Source organism: Tenacibaculum sp. 190130A14a (assembly GCF_964048965.1).
Classification (GTDB): domain Bacteria; phylum Bacteroidota; class Bacteroidia; order Flavobacteriales; family Flavobacteriaceae; genus Polaribacter; species Polaribacter polynesiense.
Genome location: NZ_OZ040189.1, coordinates 769,376 through 786,391 on the forward strand (window position 1 = coordinate 769,376; position 17,016 = coordinate 786,391).

Annotated in this window: 21 protein-coding genes and 1 tRNA gene; 4 read left to right on the forward strand and 18 right to left on the reverse strand. The window is 29.1% G+C overall.

The annotated features are described in order from the left end of the window. Positions 1-8 precede the first annotated feature (8 nt). Together ABNT22_RS03715 and ABNT22_RS03720 are read left to right on the forward strand one after the other, a co-directional pair. On the forward strand, positions 9-929 hold the full coding sequence (locus ABNT22_RS03715; protein WP_086031651.1) for a type IX secretion system membrane protein PorP/SprF: 921 nt from the start codon (positions 9-11) through the stop codon (positions 927-929). Between the two features lie 11 nt (positions 930-940). Continuing rightward, positions 941-2,902 (forward strand): OmpA family protein, encoded by a 1,962-nt coding sequence (locus tag ABNT22_RS03720; protein ID WP_086031652.1) that lies wholly within the window; start codon positions 941-943, stop codon positions 2,900-2,902. 289 nt (positions 2,903-3,191) lie between these two features. Here ABNT22_RS03720 and ABNT22_RS03725 read toward each other — a convergent pair whose 3' ends face one another. The 11 genes from ABNT22_RS03725 to ABNT22_RS03775 all read right to left on the reverse strand — a co-directional run bounded on the left by ABNT22_RS03725 (position 3,192) and on the right by ABNT22_RS03775 (position 10,385). Then, the gene (locus ABNT22_RS03725; RefSeq protein WP_143592197.1) at positions 3,192-4,073 is read right to left on the reverse strand and encodes an IS3 family transposase; all 882 of its coding nucleotides are present in this window, start codon (positions 4,071-4,073) and stop codon (positions 3,192-3,194) included. 883 nt (positions 4,074-4,956) lie between these two features. Next, positions 4,957-5,481, reverse strand: a complete 525-nt coding sequence (locus ABNT22_RS03730; RefSeq protein ID WP_348716659.1) for a hypothetical protein — start codon at positions 5,479-5,481, stop codon at positions 4,957-4,959. A gap of 53 nt (positions 5,482-5,534) precedes the next feature. Continuing rightward, on the reverse strand, positions 5,535-6,164 hold the full coding sequence (locus ABNT22_RS03735; protein WP_348716661.1) for a hypothetical protein: 630 nt from the start codon (positions 6,162-6,164) through the stop codon (positions 5,535-5,537). 167 nt (positions 6,165-6,331) lie between these two features. Beyond that, positions 6,332-6,763 carry a hypothetical protein gene (locus tag ABNT22_RS03740; protein WP_348716663.1) on the reverse strand — a complete coding sequence of 144 codons (432 nt, stop codon included), beginning with the start codon at positions 6,761-6,763 and terminating at the stop codon, positions 6,332-6,334. 76 nt (positions 6,764-6,839) lie between these two features. After that, on the reverse strand, positions 6,840-7,256 hold the full coding sequence (locus tag ABNT22_RS03745; protein ID WP_348716665.1) for a hypothetical protein: 417 nt from the start codon (positions 7,254-7,256) through the stop codon (positions 6,840-6,842). Positions 7,257-7,378: 122 nt separating this feature from the next. Further along, positions 7,379-7,930, reverse strand: coding sequence for a hypothetical protein (locus ABNT22_RS03750; protein ID WP_348716667.1), 552 nt, complete (start codon positions 7,928-7,930; stop codon positions 7,379-7,381). A gap of 146 nt (positions 7,931-8,076) precedes the next feature. Next, positions 8,077-8,466 (reverse strand): NTF2 fold immunity protein, encoded by a 390-nt coding sequence (locus tag ABNT22_RS03755; protein WP_348727220.1) that lies wholly within the window; start codon positions 8,464-8,466, stop codon positions 8,077-8,079. Between the two features lie 168 nt (positions 8,467-8,634). Further along, positions 8,635-9,096 (reverse strand): hypothetical protein, encoded by a 462-nt coding sequence (locus ABNT22_RS03760; protein ID WP_348716670.1) that lies wholly within the window; start codon positions 9,094-9,096, stop codon positions 8,635-8,637. A 166-nt stretch (positions 9,097-9,262) separates the two neighbouring features. Then, entirely contained in the window at positions 9,263-9,535 is a 273-nt protein-coding gene (locus ABNT22_RS03765; protein ID WP_348716672.1) for a hypothetical protein, read from the reverse strand. 45 nt (positions 9,536-9,580) lie between these two features. Next, entirely contained in the window at positions 9,581-9,781 is a 201-nt protein-coding gene (locus ABNT22_RS03770) for a hypothetical protein (RefSeq protein ID WP_348716674.1), read from the reverse strand. Positions 9,782-9,842: 61 nt separating this feature from the next. After that, positions 9,843-10,385: a hypothetical protein gene (locus tag ABNT22_RS03775; RefSeq protein ID WP_348716676.1), complete on the reverse strand. Its 543-nt coding sequence runs from the start codon at positions 10,383-10,385 to the stop codon at positions 9,843-9,845. Positions 10,386-10,660: 275 nt separating this feature from the next. On the opposite strand from ABNT22_RS03775, the gene ABNT22_RS03780 reads away from it, so the two are divergent. After that, positions 10,661-10,733: transfer RNA gene (locus ABNT22_RS03780), tRNA-Met, on the forward strand. Between the two features lie 37 nt (positions 10,734-10,770). On the opposite strand, the gene ABNT22_RS03785 is transcribed toward ABNT22_RS03780, so the two are convergent. The 7 genes from ABNT22_RS03785 to ABNT22_RS03815 all read right to left on the reverse strand — a co-directional run bounded on the left by ABNT22_RS03785 (position 10,771) and on the right by ABNT22_RS03815 (position 14,525). Then, entirely contained in the window at positions 10,771-11,454 is a 684-nt protein-coding gene (locus tag ABNT22_RS03785; RefSeq protein WP_348714291.1) for a hypothetical protein, read from the reverse strand. Positions 11,455-11,512: 58 nt separating this feature from the next. After that, entirely contained in the window at positions 11,513-12,070 is a 558-nt protein-coding gene (locus ABNT22_RS03790) for a hypothetical protein (protein ID WP_348714292.1), read from the reverse strand. A gap of 4 nt (positions 12,071-12,074) precedes the next feature. Continuing rightward, a complete protein-coding gene (locus tag ABNT22_RS03795) occupies positions 12,075-12,812 on the reverse strand; it encodes a hypothetical protein (protein WP_348714293.1) in 738 nt (245 codons plus the stop codon). Between the two features lie 80 nt (positions 12,813-12,892). Then, a complete protein-coding gene (locus tag ABNT22_RS03800) occupies positions 12,893-13,279 on the reverse strand; it encodes a pentapeptide repeat-containing protein (protein ID WP_348714294.1) in 387 nt (128 codons plus the stop codon). 50 nt (positions 13,280-13,329) lie between these two features. Then, positions 13,330-13,623, reverse strand: coding sequence for a hypothetical protein (locus ABNT22_RS03805; protein ID WP_348714295.1), 294 nt, complete (start codon positions 13,621-13,623; stop codon positions 13,330-13,332). After that, positions 13,624-13,788 (reverse strand): hypothetical protein, encoded by a 165-nt coding sequence (locus ABNT22_RS03810; protein ID WP_348714296.1) that lies wholly within the window; start codon positions 13,786-13,788, stop codon positions 13,624-13,626. 35 nt (positions 13,789-13,823) lie between these two features. After that, entirely contained in the window at positions 13,824-14,525 is a 702-nt protein-coding gene (locus ABNT22_RS03815; protein ID WP_348714297.1) for a hypothetical protein, read from the reverse strand. A 295-nt stretch (positions 14,526-14,820) separates the two neighbouring features. On the opposite strand from ABNT22_RS03815, the gene ABNT22_RS03820 reads away from it, so the two are divergent. Beyond that, positions 14,821-16,830 carry a cadherin domain-containing protein gene (locus ABNT22_RS03820; protein WP_348714298.1) on the forward strand — a complete coding sequence of 670 codons (2,010 nt, stop codon included), beginning with the start codon at positions 14,821-14,823 and terminating at the stop codon, positions 16,828-16,830. Positions 16,831-17,016 lie beyond the last annotated feature (186 nt).

The following is a 17,016-nucleotide window of genomic DNA, read 5'->3' on the forward strand; positions in this document are numbered from 1 at the left end:
AAAATAATATGAAATTAAGATATATATATACAATAGTAGCATTGATATTTAGCGGATTAAATATCAATGCACAACAAGATCCACAGTATACACAATACATGTATAATACAATGAGTGTTAACCCTGCATATGCTGGTTCTAGTGGACATACCATAATAAATTTATTAGGAAGAACACAATGGGTTGGGGTTGATGGAGCTCCTGATACGCAGACCCTAAGTTATGATGCTCCGCTTGGTTATAGCGGAGTTGGATTAGGAGTAAACCTTACCAATGATAGAATTGGACCAGCAAGAGAGATTTTTTTAGATATTAATGCTTCTTATAGAGTAAGAACTAGTGATGAAGGGAATTTATCATTTGGATTGAAATTAGGTGGAAGACATTTAAATGTAGACTGGAGTAGAGGATTGATTCAAGATAGGGAAGATAAAAGGTTACGAGGGAATATCAATCGATTTTTACCAACTATTGGAGCGGGAATTTATTACTACACTGATAATTGGTATTTAGGAGGAGCAGTTCCTAATATCATAAGAACGGAGCATTATGATGATGCGAATAGTGGCGGAGATGTAGCAGAAGAAAGAATGCACTTTTTCTTTATAGGTGGATATGTCTTTGATTTAAATGAGAGTATCAAGTTTAAGCCTGCTTTTTTAACAAAAATTGTAAGTGGTGCTCCTTTATCACTAGATGTGTCTGCCAATTTTTTATTCAACCAAAAATTTACAGCAGGAGCAGCTTGGAGATGGGATGACTCCATTAGTGCTTTACTTGGGTTACAGGCTACCGAAAATTTACATATTGGGTTTGCTTATGATTTGACCACTTCAAATTATAGTAACTACAACTCAGGTACCTATGAATTAATGATAAAATGGGAGATATTCCGAGAGTTAGCAACTAAATCTCCAAGATTCTTTTAAAAAAAGTAAAAATGAGAAGAACAATACCACTACAAATATTGATATGTATACTATTTACAACAATTACGTTTGGGCAACGTAAGTATGCTGCAGATAGATATTTTAATGAATTTGCGTATAAAAAGTCAACGGAGTTGTATAAAGTAATTTATGAAAAAGGAGATGATTCCTATTTAGTATTGAGCAGACTAGGCGATTCACATTACTTTAACTTTGAGTTTGATTTAGCAGAGAAATACTATAACAAGCTTATGAATTCTTATATGTCTGTTGCTTCACCAAAGCATATTTTTCGATATTCACAAGTTTTAAAGACTAATGGAAAAGTAAAAGAATCAGACAAATGGTTGTTTAAATTAAAAAATATTGGAAATGATAGTAGAGCAGAAGCTTTGGAAAAAAATGAAGATTACTTTGTTGAATATTCTAACAAGCCAAAGACATACATAAATATTCATAATATTTCATCCAATACTAAATATTCCGATTTTGGAGGATTTCTTTATAAGAATGGTTTTTACTTCGCTTCGGCAAAACCGAAGTCAGAAAAAGACAAGAAGTTATATAGGTGGAATAGACAGCCATTTTTAAATATCTATAAAACAGAAAAGAAAGAAGTTAAGGAAAATAAAGTTTTAGAGGTTGAGGATGCTAACATGATCAATGAGTTGAGTTCAAAATATCATGAATCTAATTTAATTATTACAAAAGATGGAAAAAAAGCATATTTCACAAGAGATAATTTTGATGGGAAACGATTGCAAGGAGATAAAGACCGAGTTTCTCATCTTAAGATTTATTCCGTAGAAAGAATAGGAGATGTTTGGGGGAATATACAAGAATTACCATTTAATAGTAAAGATTATTCCTGCGGACATCCTGCTTTAAGTCCAGATGAAAGAACATTATATTTTGTATCTGATATGGCAAATGGTTATGGAGGAACAGATATTTATAAGGCTGATATTTTAGGAAATAATACTTTCGGAGAACCAGTGAATTTAGGTAAATCAATAAATACAGAGGGAAGAGAAATGTTTCCATTTATGGGGAATAACGGAACCTTGTTTTTTGCTTCTGATGGACATTTAGGATTAGGAGCTTTAGATATTTTTGAGTCAAAGAAAGAAAATAACAGGTTTACATCACCGGTAAATTTAGGAAGTCCTGTTAATGGTCCCTTTGATGATTTTGCATTTGTAATTAATGATGAGCATACATATGGTTTTTTCTCATCTAATAGAAAAGGAGGAGAAGGAGATGATGATATTTATAGTTTTACAATCTACAATTGTAAAGAAGATATAAAAGGAATTGTTTCAGATTCGAGAACTGGAGAACCAATTTCGGAAGTGTTGGTTCAATTAATGAATTCAAAAGGAGAACCTATAGAAGAACAAAGAACGAGGGGAGCGGGAGAATATTTGTTTAAAAAGATAGATTGTGAGAAAAACTTTGTAGTAGTAGTTTCAAAAGAAAATTACAGGAATGCAAAAAAGGATACAAAAACGTTGGATATAAATAAAGAAACAGTGGTTGAGAACATTCAATTAGAATCCTTGATAGTAGAAAATCAAATAGTAATCAATCCAATTTATTTTGATTTCGATTTGCATAATATTAGAGAAGATGCAGAATATGAATTGGAACATATTGTTTCGGTTTTAAATAACAATCCAGATTTAATTATCAAAATAGAATCTCATACAGATAGTAGGGGTACCAAAGAATACAATAAAACCTTATCCAGTAACAGAGCAAAATCTACCAGAGATTATATAATTTCTAGAGGAATTAATGCTGATAGAATTGAAAGTGCTATTGGTTATGGTGAAGATAAACTACTGAATGATTGCGATGATGCAAATCAAAGTAAATGTACTGAAGAAGAACATCAAAAAAATAGAAGATCTTATTTTTATATCGTAAAAAGAGGAGACAATATTAAAGTAACTAATCAAAAAAAGGAATAATTTTTAAAAAGCTATACATATTGTATAGCTTTTTTGTAAGTTAGTGGCAAGAATTAAATATAAAATTACCGTAGTGCACTTTTTATTAAAAACCACAACAAAAGGGTTCGAATATTGGAACACTTAATTGATATGTTTTTATTACCAGTTAATTACGGCTTAACAAAATAACCTCTACTTTTAATTGTAAAGTAGAGGTTATTTTAGATTTAAAATTTTGTTGCTACAAAAATTATTTGTGGTAGTTATCCTGTATTTTCTGGTTTCTATTGTGCTATACAAGACACTTTTATACTACAATTGTTAAATTCTTGATTATTGTTCTTTTTTTTCTAGCAAGTTGTATTTGTTGCTTATAGAGGTCTTTATTTGGAGTTTTACCTTGAATGATTTCCATAGGAGTATATCCATACAATTCGGTTAGATATCTGTGATGATTATAATATTCTATAAAACGCTGTAAATCGAGCAAATGTATTTGTTGATTTAAAGAATGTTTTCCGTGGAGAAACTCGGTTTTATAAATGCTATGCGTACTTTCAGCCATTGAATTAGAAAATGGAAATTCTTTTGTCCTAGCAGTAATTTTAGTAACAAGTGGAGGGGCTTTTATGCTATTAATCCAAGTTAGAAGTTTTCCTTTATTTTCAGAGCCTCTATCAGACAAAATACTAATAGGTTTAGTAGTGTTGAGTAAATCATACTTTGTAAAAGTCTCTTGAAAAAGGTTTTTAATAAACCTGCTTCCTGCTTTTCCATCTGTAGAAGCTACATGCAAAATAGCTTTAGAAAAATTATCTTTTACAAAGGCAACTTTTTGTATGCCATCTTCAATAGTAGTAACTTTGAATCGTTTTATCTTTTGATATCCTAAAGCAGCAGTATATTTGAAAAAGGTAGATTTTCCGCAGGAAATAAGATTGTTTTTAAGAGCGTAATAGTATAAAGTGGTTTTAGTTTTTCCAAAATGGATAGAGTCTTTAATTAATTGTTCAATAGTAATTATTTCTTGTATCGTTAGTTGATTGGGGTATTGTTTATAACATTTTTTTAAGGGGTTTAGGCTACAAATAATTTTTCTTTTTTCTTGATAATACCAATCTTTAGAAATCCCATAATATTTACAAGCAGTAGCTACTGATATTTTTGATAAAGAAGCCAAATGTTGCACAGAAGCAACAATTTTTGAAGTATGTAGTTTTAATAGTTTTTATTTTGTGAAAATTCTCCTAGCATGTGTAAATACCCTTTTCTAGTTTCGATAAAAAACGCATAGCTTTAAATAAAAACTTAGAAGCAAAAACATCTTTGATAGTATCAAACTGATTTTCACAAGTATGAACCCAATCACTTCCATAGTAATGCTCATGTGCAAACTGATTTCAATTATGTTTAGTGGTCTTGGGGATTTGAGTAATTTGTTGATTGTCAGGTATTCAGACAGCGTATAATACTATCATCAATGGATGATAATTTCGCTTATACATTTTTCATAACATTTAAAGGCTGGCGAAAATAAAATAATTTTTATACTTTTTATTAAAAATAATGTATGGAAATTTCTATATTGGGATGCAGTTAATTGTTTAATTTACCGTAAACGGTTTCGTAAACAGTTTACAATTTTTTACATAGAAAAAGCGTGAAAAAAAGGTGATTCTTCGAACTCATAACCCGAAGGTCACAGGTTCGAGTCCTGTTCCCGCTACTAAACAGAAAGGATTGTTAATTAACAATCCTTTTTTTATTCTTTTAATTCAGTAATTTCATTTCTTAAAATAGGAGTAATTGGGCTAAATCCCATATTTACCTTTATTTTTTTTCAAAATCCATTTGGATTCAAACCACTTAGTTGAAAAAATTTTTCACCGATAATTGATTTCGGATAAATTACATTGCTGTCGAAATTGACACTTGAAAACAGCTTTGGTATTATTTAGTTATTCATAGTTGAATTTTTAATGTTTGTCAACGTATTTGTGTATGAAACGTAGCGTATAAAAAGACACTAACTTTAAGAATTAATATGGAGCAGAATTTTTATATTTTGTTTTTTAATGCATTAGAATTGTTCCATTCGGAAACTCACCTTCATATCCACAAGGTAAATGTCCATTTTTGTAAATCGGAATCAAATCAGAATAGAATGTTGGAATATTATATTTTTTATACGCTACTTCTTGGTAGTAACTCAAAATATCCCATTCTAGAGAAGCAAATATTGAGTCGGGTAAATCACTTTGATTTAATTTTTCTCTTGCAGTTTTAAATATTCCGTTATCCAAATAATTCTTTATTCCAACAGTAATTGTGTTCCATTCAGCCGATTCATTTTGTCGAGTTCTGTTCAAGAATGAAGTTAAATCATTTATTTTCTCTAATTGAAAGTTTTCCCATTCAATAGAATTACATAATTCAACAGATTGCGTTAAAGATTCAATTCTTTTTAGCTTGTGTTTAGAAGAGAATTCAATTTCTTTTCCACAATTACTAAACCAATTTATATTTTCTAAACTGGAAAAATGTTCAGGTTTTAGAGGTTTTAAATATCTTAAAGGTTTACCGTATTGAATTATCATTTTGTGGCTTTATTGGTTTTCTTAAATTGCCATTATACATTATTGTATGCAGTTTATTTAAATATTCCTTTAATTTTTTCAATAATCGAACGAGGGGGCAAAGAACTTGAAATATCTGATTCCTTAAGGACTTCTCGAGCTTTAATTTTTACACTTACATCTGCATTATTAGCTAATTCTATTATTCGATTAATCCAAGTTTCTGCTTCTGAAATTTCATCATCTTCATCAAGTTCAATTAAGAACCAACTAATAACATCTAAAAGTTCTATATTAAATTTTGGTTCATTTTGAAAATTAAGATTAGAAGTTAAAAACTCCATAATATCAATATAGATATTTTCAGTTTTAGAATAAATATCCTCAGTCTCAATATCAGTAAGTACTTCTAAATATTCGGGTTTAATTCTTTTATTTTTTGCCAAATTAACCACACGCTGTATTTCCTCGAATAAAAATTCATTAAAATCAATTGAAAATTCAGAAAACGCTTCATAAATAATACTTAAACTTGAAAATTCACTTGGAATAGTATTTATACAGTATTGCTTAATTTCATTCAAGTTAGCTTTTGAATATTTGACCAACTCTTTTGAAAATTTTCGAGATTCTTTTTCATCACTGTTAATCCATTCATCAAGTTCATTTTCTTGATGATATTTTAATTTCTCAATTACATTCATGCTATTTTAGTATTGGTTTTAATTGTGTGCAACGGTCTCGTATAACCGTCAGTTACCGTTTAAAATTACTAATTTTTAATGATGCACCAATGTTTTTAAAGTACGAGTGGATTTGGACGTAGTCGAATCCGCCGTAATTGGGGTTATACATTTTTGGTAAATCGTTTTTATCTTTTCTTGTGTTTTCCATTCTCAATTATACATCCACAATCAATTTCCGAAATTGGCTTTATTCCGCTCTTTTTTATTTTCCATTCTGTTAAACTCAAATCGGGATATACTGGAATTCCCATTCCAATAAAAGTTGAGTCAGATTTTATTATTGAATCTCGTTCAGATTGTAAATATTTTTTGGTGTATTCTCGGTCATTTTTAAATCTTATTTTTTTGTCAGCAACAGAGTAAGTTCCAGTTATTTCAGCTTGACAAGCACTAAGTCCGTATTTGTATTTAAAAGTTCCGTTTGCTTGTAATTCAATAATCGACCATCTTTCGAACTCATTGTCAACTGAGTAATAAGTTCCGACCAATTCAGTTTCTGTGTTTTGTCCAAATAGGACTAAAAATGTTATGGTCAATAATGAAAGAATGATTTTCATATGGTTTAGTTAAATGTTTGTAAACGTTTTGGCTAAGTTGCGTTTTAATGAAGTTTAGGTGGTGTTGTAAGTAGTTTTATTTTTTCTTTTTAATTATAATCGGATGCTTTTTCCCACTGATATATGTCCAACCTTCAACTAAAATCCAATTATCGTAAACACTTAAATTTATCTCAACGTCATTGTGTTCCATAAAATAAAGAACAGTTTCATAATTATATTGATTTTTTTCATTGATTACTATTTGATTCCTTTTTCCGAGGTCGATTTCACGCGCATAAAATTCAGGGGGATAGAGTCCATATCCAAATTCAAAATTATCGTTTTCGCATAGATTTTCATAAACATTTTCATCTGCTTTGATTGTTAAGTCAATAATTTTATTTCCATCAATTTCTATGGTCGAATTACCAGAATCAATTTTAAAATCAAATTCTCCAATGGTGAACTCTTCTATTATTTCTTCCTTTTTCTTTTTAAATACATTTATCATTTTCTCGAATTACTTACAACGTATTTGTGTATGATTTTTTTCGGGAAAAGGACGCGAGTTCTTTTCCGTTGTTTAGGAAATTCAATTTTATTAATTATACATCTTGTTAGCAATAGTTTATTTTAATATGTAATTCCTCTTGTAGATTTGAAATAGAATGAATTCATTTTTTTCATTTTTTCAAATTCAGTTTTATTCACTAAAAACTCAAATTCACCATTCGAGTATAGTTCTCCGTTGTATCTAATAGAATTAAGTAACATTTTTATTCCTTTCTTTACTACAGATTTGTTTGGCAATCTTTCATAATCATAGCGTAATATACTACCGTCACTATTGATAATCAATTCTCCTGTACTTCCGTTAATAATTTTATATTCACCATGTTGGTTTTTCTGTAAAAATAAAATGAGATTTTGTCCTTTTAAATGTTTAATTTGTCTTGAATCACACATCCACTCTTTCCATTTATTTACTGTAATAGTATTGCTGGTTTTTCCTTTTATGAAGTCTGTAATGGAAAATTCATATGTTTCATCATTAACGTTCTTAATTTCTCCTTCTACGATTAAATCTGATTTTGCTGTGACAATTGAATATGATATTACTTGTTTATCTATATCCATATCATTTAAAATTGTTAATAGTAAAACTAAGGAAATTAAGGTTTTCATAATTATTTCTAAAGTTTTAGGCTATGATTTCGTTGTGGAATAAGTTGTAGACTTTTCCGCTTTGGAAATCAGCCTGTTTAAAATTAAAGTTTTTGTTTTATTATTCATTCAGCACGCTGAATTATAGCTGTTGTTGGTGTGTCGTTTTACTTCCCATGTGTCAGTCGTACTATTTTGCAATTCCGAGAATCAATAATTATTGTGAATGTTCCTCCTTTCCATCCTTTCGGTAAAGTTCCACGCAAAAACCAATAATTATCAATTAGAAAAACGTCGTATGGTTTTTGTTTCTTAATATTCTTTTTTCCATAAATATCCCAAAGAACAAGTTCAGCAAATTCAATAACTTTTTTTCGTTTTGTTAGAATCGGTCGTAGACCGATAACATTATGACGAGTTGAGTCAGACAAACTTTCACGAATGATTTCTTTAGCTTGCTTTTCGGTTATTTTCCACCTTTCTGTTTCTTGTCCAAATATGACTGAGCTGGTTAGAATCATTGTCAGTAGAATAATTATATTTTTCAGTTTTCTCATAGCTTTTTTTAATGCAGGCCAACGGTTTCGTATAATCGTTAGTTACGGGTTAAAGTACGCAAATTTTTCGGTTAAGAACTGACGTTAGCAATTCCGAGTGGATTCGGACGTAGTGGAATCTGTCGTAATTGCCGTTATACTTTGTTGTACACAGTATTTTTTAGAGTCCTACTTTTTGTTATCATTATCTAAAGAAGCAAAAAATGTGTCAAGGTCTTCTTCTTCATATTCATTCAATATTATTTCTTCATTTAATAACTTTTGAATCATTTCATAAAGATATCCAGTATAATTAACTTCAAATTTGACATTTACATCTGGACTATTAAAAATATCTTCTCCATTAAAATTTGGCTTAACACTCATTTTGTTATTTCCAAGAAAAAGGATTTGTATGTGAGGCTCTCTATCTAAACCATAGTTTCTATTTCTTGATAATATGAAAGTTGTCAATGTCTGTCCAACTCTTATTTTTTCATCTAACCCTAAATCTCGCATTTGTTTAATCAAGCGTATAGCATCTTTACCTCTTGAACTCCAACTTCCTTCAAAAGAACTGTAAAATTCTTCAATAGAATTCCAACTTTCAATAAAGTCTATTTTATGACAATCTTTTTTAGGTTTTTTCATTTTTGTTTTTGCCTAGTGATATTGTGTACAACGGTCTCATATAATCGTCAGTTACCGTTTAAAATTACTAATTTTTAATGATGCACCAATGTTTTTAAAATACGAGTGGATTCGGACGTAGTCGAATCGGCTGTAATCGAGTTTATACATTGTTGTGCGTTCGGCTTTATTCATTTTCGTTATCGAGATTATCTAAAAACTTAATTGGGTCTTTCAAAAAACTATGAGCGTCCGAATTCCGAATACTTTCTTTAATTTCTTCAAAATCGGCGTTCATTAGTTTGCCTTTTCTGTCCATAAACATCCAGTCGTTTTCTTTTCCCAATTCAATCATATTTTTCAAGAACGTAAATCCATTTTCTCGCAAATCCGTTCTAAAGGAAAATTCAGTTATCGAGAATGTTTCTTCATCCAATCCCATAAATGCATCATTGTCCAAAGTTTCAGTATAAGTTTTCCAATTAAAACTTGAACTACTATTTCCCTAATTAGCTCTTTTTACAATTGAGTCAATTTTTGGCGTTATTTCCTCTGCTTTTTTGTCAATTTCTTTCCAATATAATTCCGCATCAGACTCAAAGTATCCAGATTCGGTACAAACTCCGATTTTGGTTGGAATCAAATCGTGTTTTTTTAGAATTCCTTTTTTAGGAATAGCTGCTAAATAATATTGATAAATTGCCATTTGTTTTAGGTTTCTTCAGCTGATGCTTAACTGGTTATATACAATCAAGTATTATTTTTTATTACTCATTCAATATTGTTAAAATATCCTTTTGCACACTTGTTTGAGTTCTAAGGAGTTCTTCCATCATTAATTTAAGAATGCGTTTTTCTTTAGCACTTGTTGCGGTCAAGTTTGCATAGACAAAGTCTATGATTTTGTCTCTTTTGTATATTAAGAGGTTATTTCCATCTTCAATGTCTGCTAACAGAGATAATTTATCATAAGAAATGAGATCTATTTTTGAGTTAGAAAGGGCTTTCCAATAGTTTAATTTAATGCGAGGACCATTGATACCTCCAGCTTTAGTAATTACATTAATTAATGTCAATTTCTCATTGTTTGAATAAAAACTAAGAGAGTCTACTAACATTTTTTGAGAAGATATTTTATTGTTTATTTCTCTATTGGTTTCGTTAAATTCCTTTTTTAAGGAAGTATAGAAGTTTTTTATATAATTCTTATCTTTTCTACTATCGTTCCAGTTATTAATCCATAAAGCAATTAATACACCTAGCAATACAGGAATCATTTCTTTAATGAATACTTTTAGTTTATTTTTCATCTATAGCGTTTTTTATATTACTTCCTTGATTTAATGAATCAATGAGTAGTTTATAGGATACATTTTTGCTTGTCGAAAATAAAGTTAAATATTAAAAGTCTCAAACGATTTTTAGTTTTTTAGAGATGTTTTGGTTTAAAGGTTTTGAGAGTAGATTGTTTAAAAATTGGTTCCGATTGTGCGTATAATTTATTTTTGACTTCATTTGAGGTTAAAATAAATGTGATTTTATTTGGATTTTATCTAGAAAAGGTTGTATATTTGCAACCGCAAATCGCGGGATAGAGCAGTAGGCAGCTCGTCGGGCTCATAACCCGAAGGTCACAGGTTCGAGTCCTGTTCCCGCTACTAAACAGAAAGGATTGTTAATTAACAATCCTTTTTTTTATTCTTTTAATTCAGTAATTTCATTTCTTAAAATAGGAGTAATTGGGCTAAATCCCATATTTACCTTTATTTTTTTCCAAAATCCATTTGGATTCAAACTACTTAGTTGAAAAAGTTTTTCACCGGTAATTGATTTCGGATAAATTACATTGCTGTCAAAATTGATACTTGAAAACAGCTTTGGTACTATTTCGTGATGTAATGTTTTTGATAATTGTTTTAACGTATCTTCAAGTCCAACTGCATATGTAGGAATATATATGACTTCATTATTCTTCTTAACTATTATTAAGTACCAGTCTGTTGCAATTGGGTCTGCATTTGTAGTGAATTCACCTATGACTTTTAAGTCTGAAATTTTAATATTAACTAGTTGTTTTTGATTGTAGTTAAAAACTATTTCGTTATTTATTATTTCAAGTTTCCCCGCCCACTTTTCTCTTTCTTCGATCTCCTCCTCAGTCAGTTCTCTTTTAGTTTCAATTATCTTTTCCAAATCTTTATCAACCGAAATATTTATCAATATCCATACTCCAAATATTATTGTTACAGTGAGAAATATTGAAAATACGATTGATGAATAATCCTTTCCAAGAAACTTTTCTCCATTTACCAAAGTCATCAACGATATAATTAATGAAACTGTGAAGACAAGTATTTCTTTCCAATTTTTAGCAATCATCTATTTTTTTTCTTTTGGTTACTTAGTTCAATGAATTATAGCCATTGTTGTACTTGGTTTATTTTTTCCAAAATTCCAGCCATTTTTTAGGAGAACTATCCATTTCATAAGAGTCGGCATAACCATTAAAATTGAGAACTAACTTTGCATGATGAGCTACTAAAAAATATTTATGTTCTACGAACCCTTTAATTAGATTGTTAATCCTTTCACTTTTGAATTTTATTAAATCATTAAAAATAGGACCTTGAACCTCGTAAATAAATTCTAATTTTTGCAATTGTTCGAATGCAATATTTTCCATTTCTAAATCTCCGCCTTTTATCTCATTAATGAAACTTGCCCAAGTTATTTTTTCAAAAGGATCTTTAATCGATTCTAATTTTTTCAATAAGGTTGGCACAGAATCTAATGATTTTAATTTGATAAGAGTTTGAGGAATTAGGATGTCATTATCAGTTTTAAGCATTTTTATTAACCCATGCTCAACAATTTTTAATTCTTCTTTATTAAGTTTTGATAGAATTTCATCGTTATTAAACCATTCCCTGTCTTTTCCGTCAGGTCTTGAAATAGTAGGTATAATTTTTTTTAATAATTCTTTATCTTTTTTCATTTTCTTATGGGCTATCTTTTTTTTCAGTTGTATCGGAATGAATTTGTTTCCATTTGTCATTTTCCTGTTTAAAAATAAATTTTATTTTAACTCCTTCATCATGAATATTAACAGTGAAGGAAATTATATGATAACACCTCTTAATTTCTTCAAATTCTAGATAAAAGGTTTCTTGAATTTGTTCTTTAGGTTTAAAGATTGCTTTTATATTCTTAACTTCAATGTTAGCCTGTAATTTATGATAGTTAGCAATCACTAATTTCCGTTCATTAACAGAGTTAAAATGATAAAATTGTTTAATCACATTAGAATTAAGAGCTAGATTAAGAACTTTTTCCATTTGCGTTATCGATTCAGCTTTTACTCCTTTAATATTAGGGTATTGTAAACAACAATTGTCATAAAAGTAAATGGGAGAATTTGGTTTAGACAATACATATCCATATCCTAAATGAACGTCAATTAAAACGTTGTCATCAATTATATATAGTTCGTTGATAGTACTATGCGTTTTCTGATATCCAGAAATTATTCTTATCGTATCATTCTCAATTTTATATTTTCCTTTTACAGTGGTAAATCCATAATGTCCATCTGAAATACGTTTATAATTACCATTTTTTGAAAATTGAAATTTCCAATTCGTATCACCCCAACAACCTTGAAAAGTTTTTTCAATAGTTTGACCATAAGTAATACTTGAAATGAATGTAATTAATAATGTTTTAAAAACTATTTTCATTGGATTGCCCATATGGTGGTTTTGTGAATGATTTTTACAGAAAAGAACGCCAGTCCTTTTCTGTTGATGAGAAAAGATAATTAATAAGATGTGCTGTTTATTCTTTTCATAAAGTCTTCTGCTGAGATAGTATTTCCGTACCAGTTTGCTCCATCAAACTTAGTGTTTAAGAAACTACAGTTTATAAATTCAACTGCACTTAATACACACCCACTTAAATCGGCATTTTCAAAGTTAACATTTTGAAACTTACAGCATTTAAATTTGCAATTTCTCAAATTGCAATTTCGAAAACTACTTCCAGTAAAGTCGGCACTAAAAAATGAAGAGCCTTCAAGGTTTGAGTTGTCTAAAATCAGATTTTGAAGGTTTTCATGTTTTTCAAAGTTACAGTTAGGGAATTGACGTTCTCCCGTCTCATATCTATCTAATAAATCTCCAATATATATCGGGGTTTCATATTTCATTTTTCAATATTTATAGCAGTTTTAGTCATAGTCACAGTTGTAAGTAATTCTTATTCCCAGTTTTCTTTTAAACGATATACTTTTCCTGATTCTCTCAATTCATCATCCAAATTATCATCAAATCGGAAATTTTGAACCTGCCATTTGTCTTTTGGTTTGTAAAATACAAATGTAAATCGAATAGGTTGTCGGTCATATTTAACCATATAACTCACAAGTTTATAGCTCTTACCAATGCTTTTATCTGTAATCTTTTCATGACCATAATAATCGCCAACTAAACCAAGAAAATTTGTTAATTGACTTTTTACGTTTTCAATTCCGTCTTTATTTCGATCAATCATTCATTTGTTAGTTGAAAAGACATAATTAACCGCTTCTTGAGGTGATTTTTTATAGGTGCTAAAAAAATTAGTTATGATTTCTTCAGTAGTTGATTGTGCTGTCAACATAGTAGATGATGTAGCAATCATAATTATCAAGGTAAAAAGTTTAGTTTTTCTATTCATAATAGTTTGTTTTTTAAGTGGACTAAATGCCACATTTAATTATAGATAGGATGAGTAATATTTTTCATTTTTATGTAATTATAAAATGTTTTTGTGTACTGATTTTTATCAAATTTTATAATTAGTTTATCTTTTTCATTATTCTTTGGTATATATTCTGGATTGACGGATTGCCTGCTTTCTTTTTCAAACTCCCATTGAAAATAACCTTTTTTCTTTTTGATCTTTACAAAATAACCTCCATGTTCCAATTCTCCACATTGAGGACATCCATAAATATGGATGTTTTCATTTTTAAAGGCTTCTAAACATTGATTAATTTCATAACTATATTGTTCTATTATGTTATCACAAGTTTCATTATGTTTAGTGTATAATGCAATTACATCATTTTTTTTAATTTCTTGTTTAAGTAATAATTTGATGGTGATTAAATCTAATTTTTTACTAAAAGCTCCTATCATTCCTACCCAATTGTAAATTATAGGTGTTTTATTTTCAAAATATTGATCAAGTATAAATGATAATGGTTTGTCATTTACATAAATTTCATAAAAACTCTGATACACCTTCTTCAATTTACCATCTTTTCTTAATATTTCAACTTCATTATAGTATGATTTGCTTTGGTCATAAATACTCTTTACTGAAGAAAGTGAAGATAAATCTTCTAGAACTCCGATATTACTAATAAAGTATTTAAGTGAGATTTTATCATAGTGAGATATAGTAGGCATTCTTTTTCAATTAACTTATTTCTATCATGTTTACATGCGTATAATATACGTTGTTATGTACCAAAAAAGGTTTTAAAATTGAGATTCTTGGTTACTGATATATAACAAATATAAAAGTTAAATATTGAAATCCTCAAAAAGGTTTTTTTACTTTTCCTCATCTACAAATGCTATTCATTAAAAAAGAGTTTCTAGTTTTCGGATAAATGAGATTTGAAATATCACCCTTTTAGGGTGAAGAACTGCGTTAGCCTATACATTAGTTTCGCTGCGGGAATTTAAATCAATAAAAAAAATGAAAATTAAGAATTACTTTAAGGTATTACCTTTAGTATTAATTACGCTATTAGCATGTAATGAAGAAGAAGAAATAAATTTAGCTCCAGTCATAACCAATCAAACATTAGAAGTACTAGAAAATATTGAAAGTGGTTTAAAGTTTGGCTCTGTTGTAGCATCCGATCCGGAGAACGACCAGCTAGTTTTTAAGATTAAAGAAAATGATGCCGACTTATTTTTACTTTCAGAAGAAGGTGAATTAGCGGTTGCTATGAATAAGAGTCTTGACTATGAAACAAAAGGAATACATAAACTGATTGTTGAGGTTTCAGATGGAACTCAAACAGCATCGGCAGAGATTAGTATTAAAGTGAAAGATGTTGATGAAACGCCAGTAATAAATAATCAAGTATTTACTGTAGTTGAGAATGTTTCGGCGACTCATGTTATTGGAACTATAATTGCTACAGATCCTAATAACGATGTGTTAACTTATAGAATATCAAGTAAACATTTTGAAATTTCTAATTCAGGAGAATTAAGTTTAATTGAAGGGAAAGAATTAGATTTTGAAACAAAAGAAGAATATAGTTTCATTGTTGAAGCTTCAGACGGAACCCATGCTGCTACAGCAGAAGTTACAATTAATGTTACAGATGAAAACGAAGTGCCAGTAATGGAGAATCAAACGTTTACCGTAGCCGAAGATTTAACTGCGACTCAAATTATTGGAAAGGTAGTTGCAACAGACGTAGATGGAGATGAAGTGCGTTTTAGTATGAAATTGAACGATAAAGACATATTTCGAATTTCAGTAGAAGGAGATTTAAAGTTGTCTCCAAGAGCTAGTTTAGATTATGAAACTAAAACTGAACACCAAATAACTGTGGAAGTTTCAGATGGATCTTTAACAACAACAGCAGAAATTATAATTAATGTTACCGATGTTGAAGAAGACCCTGTTGTTCATATACCAGATGATAATTTTAAGAAAGCACTTATAGTTAATACTAGTTTAAATACAAATAACGATACTGAAATTCAGGAAAGTGAAGCAGAAAGTTATGTAGGAAGATTAATAGTATCCAATTATTCGATTAGCGATTTAACAGGAATAGAATACTTTCCTAAGGTAACTCAGTTATATTTTAGTAATAATAAACTAAGCAATGTTGACTTATCAAAAAATGTGAACTTAGAGGTATTGTTCGCAGATGGTAATTCTTTATCTAGTTTAGATGTAAGTAAAAATGTAAAACTAAAGTCGTTGGTAGCAGATACCAATCAATTATTATCAATAGATGTTACCAAAAATCCTTTATTAGAGATAATGATGTTAAGAGAGAATGAACTTACAAGTTTAGATATTTCTCAAAATACAAAGCTAAGGGAATTGTATCTTTCAAATAATAAAATTACTGCCATAAACACTTCAAATAATCCTTATTTGGCAGTAATGGTATGTAAATCTAATAAATTGTCTTCACTAAACTTAAGTAATAATGCAAGGTTGCAGTCTCTTAATGTGTCTCAAAACCTATTGACAGGACTGAACGTTTCAAATAATTTAAGTTTATCTTTTTTAGATTGTAGTTACAATAGTTTAACAAACTTAGATATAGAAGATAATAGTGCTCTAAGAACTTTATTCGCAGCAAAGAATCAATTGACAACAGTAACTTTACCAAATAGTTATATGTTAAACGAAATAAATTTACAGCACAATCAAATTTCAACAATCGATGTTACAAAGATCACTCATTTGAAAATTTTCAAATTAGATTATAACGAGTTGTTTTCTGTAAATTTATCAAAAAACATAAATTTAACGAATGTTTCTATTACCAAAAATAGTAAACTTGTTGCTATCCATATTGCTAATGGAAACAATCGTCTTGTAGAATATTTTAATGTAAGTGAAAATCCAAATTTAATGTGTATTCAAATAGATAACACTTTTGAACCAAACCCATCAAAATGGATAAAAGATAGTACAGCAGGTTATAATTATACTACCTGTCCTTAAATTCCAAATAATAATAACTAATAAAGAAAAGAGGTAATTTTAAATTGCCTCTTTTTTATTTTCCTTAATTTTAAATGGGGTTTTTCCTGTTTTTTTTTAATAGGGTTTCCCTGAATCGAAGAAGATTTTTCTCAAATTTATTTAGGGATTTTGTTAAAAAAGAATCAATGTTTTCAACCTTGATTG

What these genes read in the sequence shown, in the direction of transcription:
- ABNT22_RS03820 (WP_348714298.1), top strand. Translation starts at nt 14,821, where the DNA reads ATGAAAATTAAGAATTACTTTAAGGTATTACCTTTAGTATTAATTACG.
- ABNT22_RS03745 (WP_348716665.1), bottom strand. Translation starts at nt 7,256, where the DNA reads ATGATAAATGTATTTAAAAAGAAAAAGGAAGAAATAATAGAAGAGTTC.
- ABNT22_RS03740 (WP_348716663.1), bottom strand. Translation starts at nt 6,763, where the DNA reads ATGAAAATCATTCTTTCATTATTGACCATAACATTTTTAGTCCTATTT.
- ABNT22_RS03730 (WP_348716659.1), bottom strand. Translation starts at nt 5,481, where the DNA reads ATGATAATTCAATACGGTAAACCTTTAAGATATTTAAAACCTCTAAAA.
- ABNT22_RS03720 (WP_086031652.1), top strand. Translation starts at nt 941, where the DNA reads ATGAGAAGAACAATACCACTACAAATATTGATATGTATACTATTTACA.
- ABNT22_RS03715 (WP_086031651.1), top strand. Translation starts at nt 9, where the DNA reads ATGAAATTAAGATATATATATACAATAGTAGCATTGATATTTAGCGGA.
- ABNT22_RS03795 (WP_348714293.1), bottom strand. Translation starts at nt 12,812, where the DNA reads ATGAAAATAGTTTTTAAAACATTATTAATTACATTCATTTCAAGTATT.
- ABNT22_RS03755 (WP_348727220.1), bottom strand. Translation starts at nt 8,466, where the DNA reads ATGAGAAAACTGAAAAATATAATTATTCTACTGACAATGATTCTAACC.
- ABNT22_RS03815 (WP_348714297.1), bottom strand. Translation starts at nt 14,525, where the DNA reads ATGCCTACTATATCTCACTATGATAAAATCTCACTTAAATACTTTATT.
- ABNT22_RS03790 (WP_348714292.1), bottom strand. Translation starts at nt 12,070, where the DNA reads ATGAAAAAAGATAAAGAATTATTAAAAAAAATTATACCTACTATTTCA.
- ABNT22_RS03810 (WP_348714296.1), bottom strand. Translation starts at nt 13,788, where the DNA reads ATGAATAGAAAAACTAAACTTTTTACCTTGATAATTATGATTGCTACA.
- ABNT22_RS03775 (WP_348716676.1), bottom strand. Translation starts at nt 10,385, where the DNA reads ATGAAAAATAAACTAAAAGTATTCATTAAAGAAATGATTCCTGTATTG.
- ABNT22_RS03785 (WP_348714291.1), bottom strand. Translation starts at nt 11,454, where the DNA reads ATGATTGCTAAAAATTGGAAAGAAATACTTGTCTTCACAGTTTCATTA.
- ABNT22_RS03805 (WP_348714295.1), bottom strand. Translation starts at nt 13,623, where the DNA reads ATGATTGATCGAAATAAAGACGGAATTGAAAACGTAAAAAGTCAATTA.
- ABNT22_RS03800 (WP_348714294.1), bottom strand. Translation starts at nt 13,279, where the DNA reads ATGAAATATGAAACCCCGATATATATTGGAGATTTATTAGATAGATAT.
- ABNT22_RS03750 (WP_348716667.1), bottom strand. Translation starts at nt 7,930, where the DNA reads ATGAAAACCTTAATTTCCTTAGTTTTACTATTAACAATTTTAAATGAT.
- ABNT22_RS03760 (WP_348716670.1), bottom strand. Translation starts at nt 9,096, where the DNA reads ATGAAAAAACCTAAAAAAGATTGTCATAAAATAGACTTTATTGAAAGT.
- ABNT22_RS03735 (WP_348716661.1), bottom strand. Translation starts at nt 6,164, where the DNA reads ATGAATGTAATTGAGAAATTAAAATATCATCAAGAAAATGAACTTGAT.
- ABNT22_RS03770 (WP_348716674.1), bottom strand. Translation starts at nt 9,781, where the DNA reads ATGGCAATTTATCAATATTATTTAGCAGCTATTCCTAAAAAAGGAATT.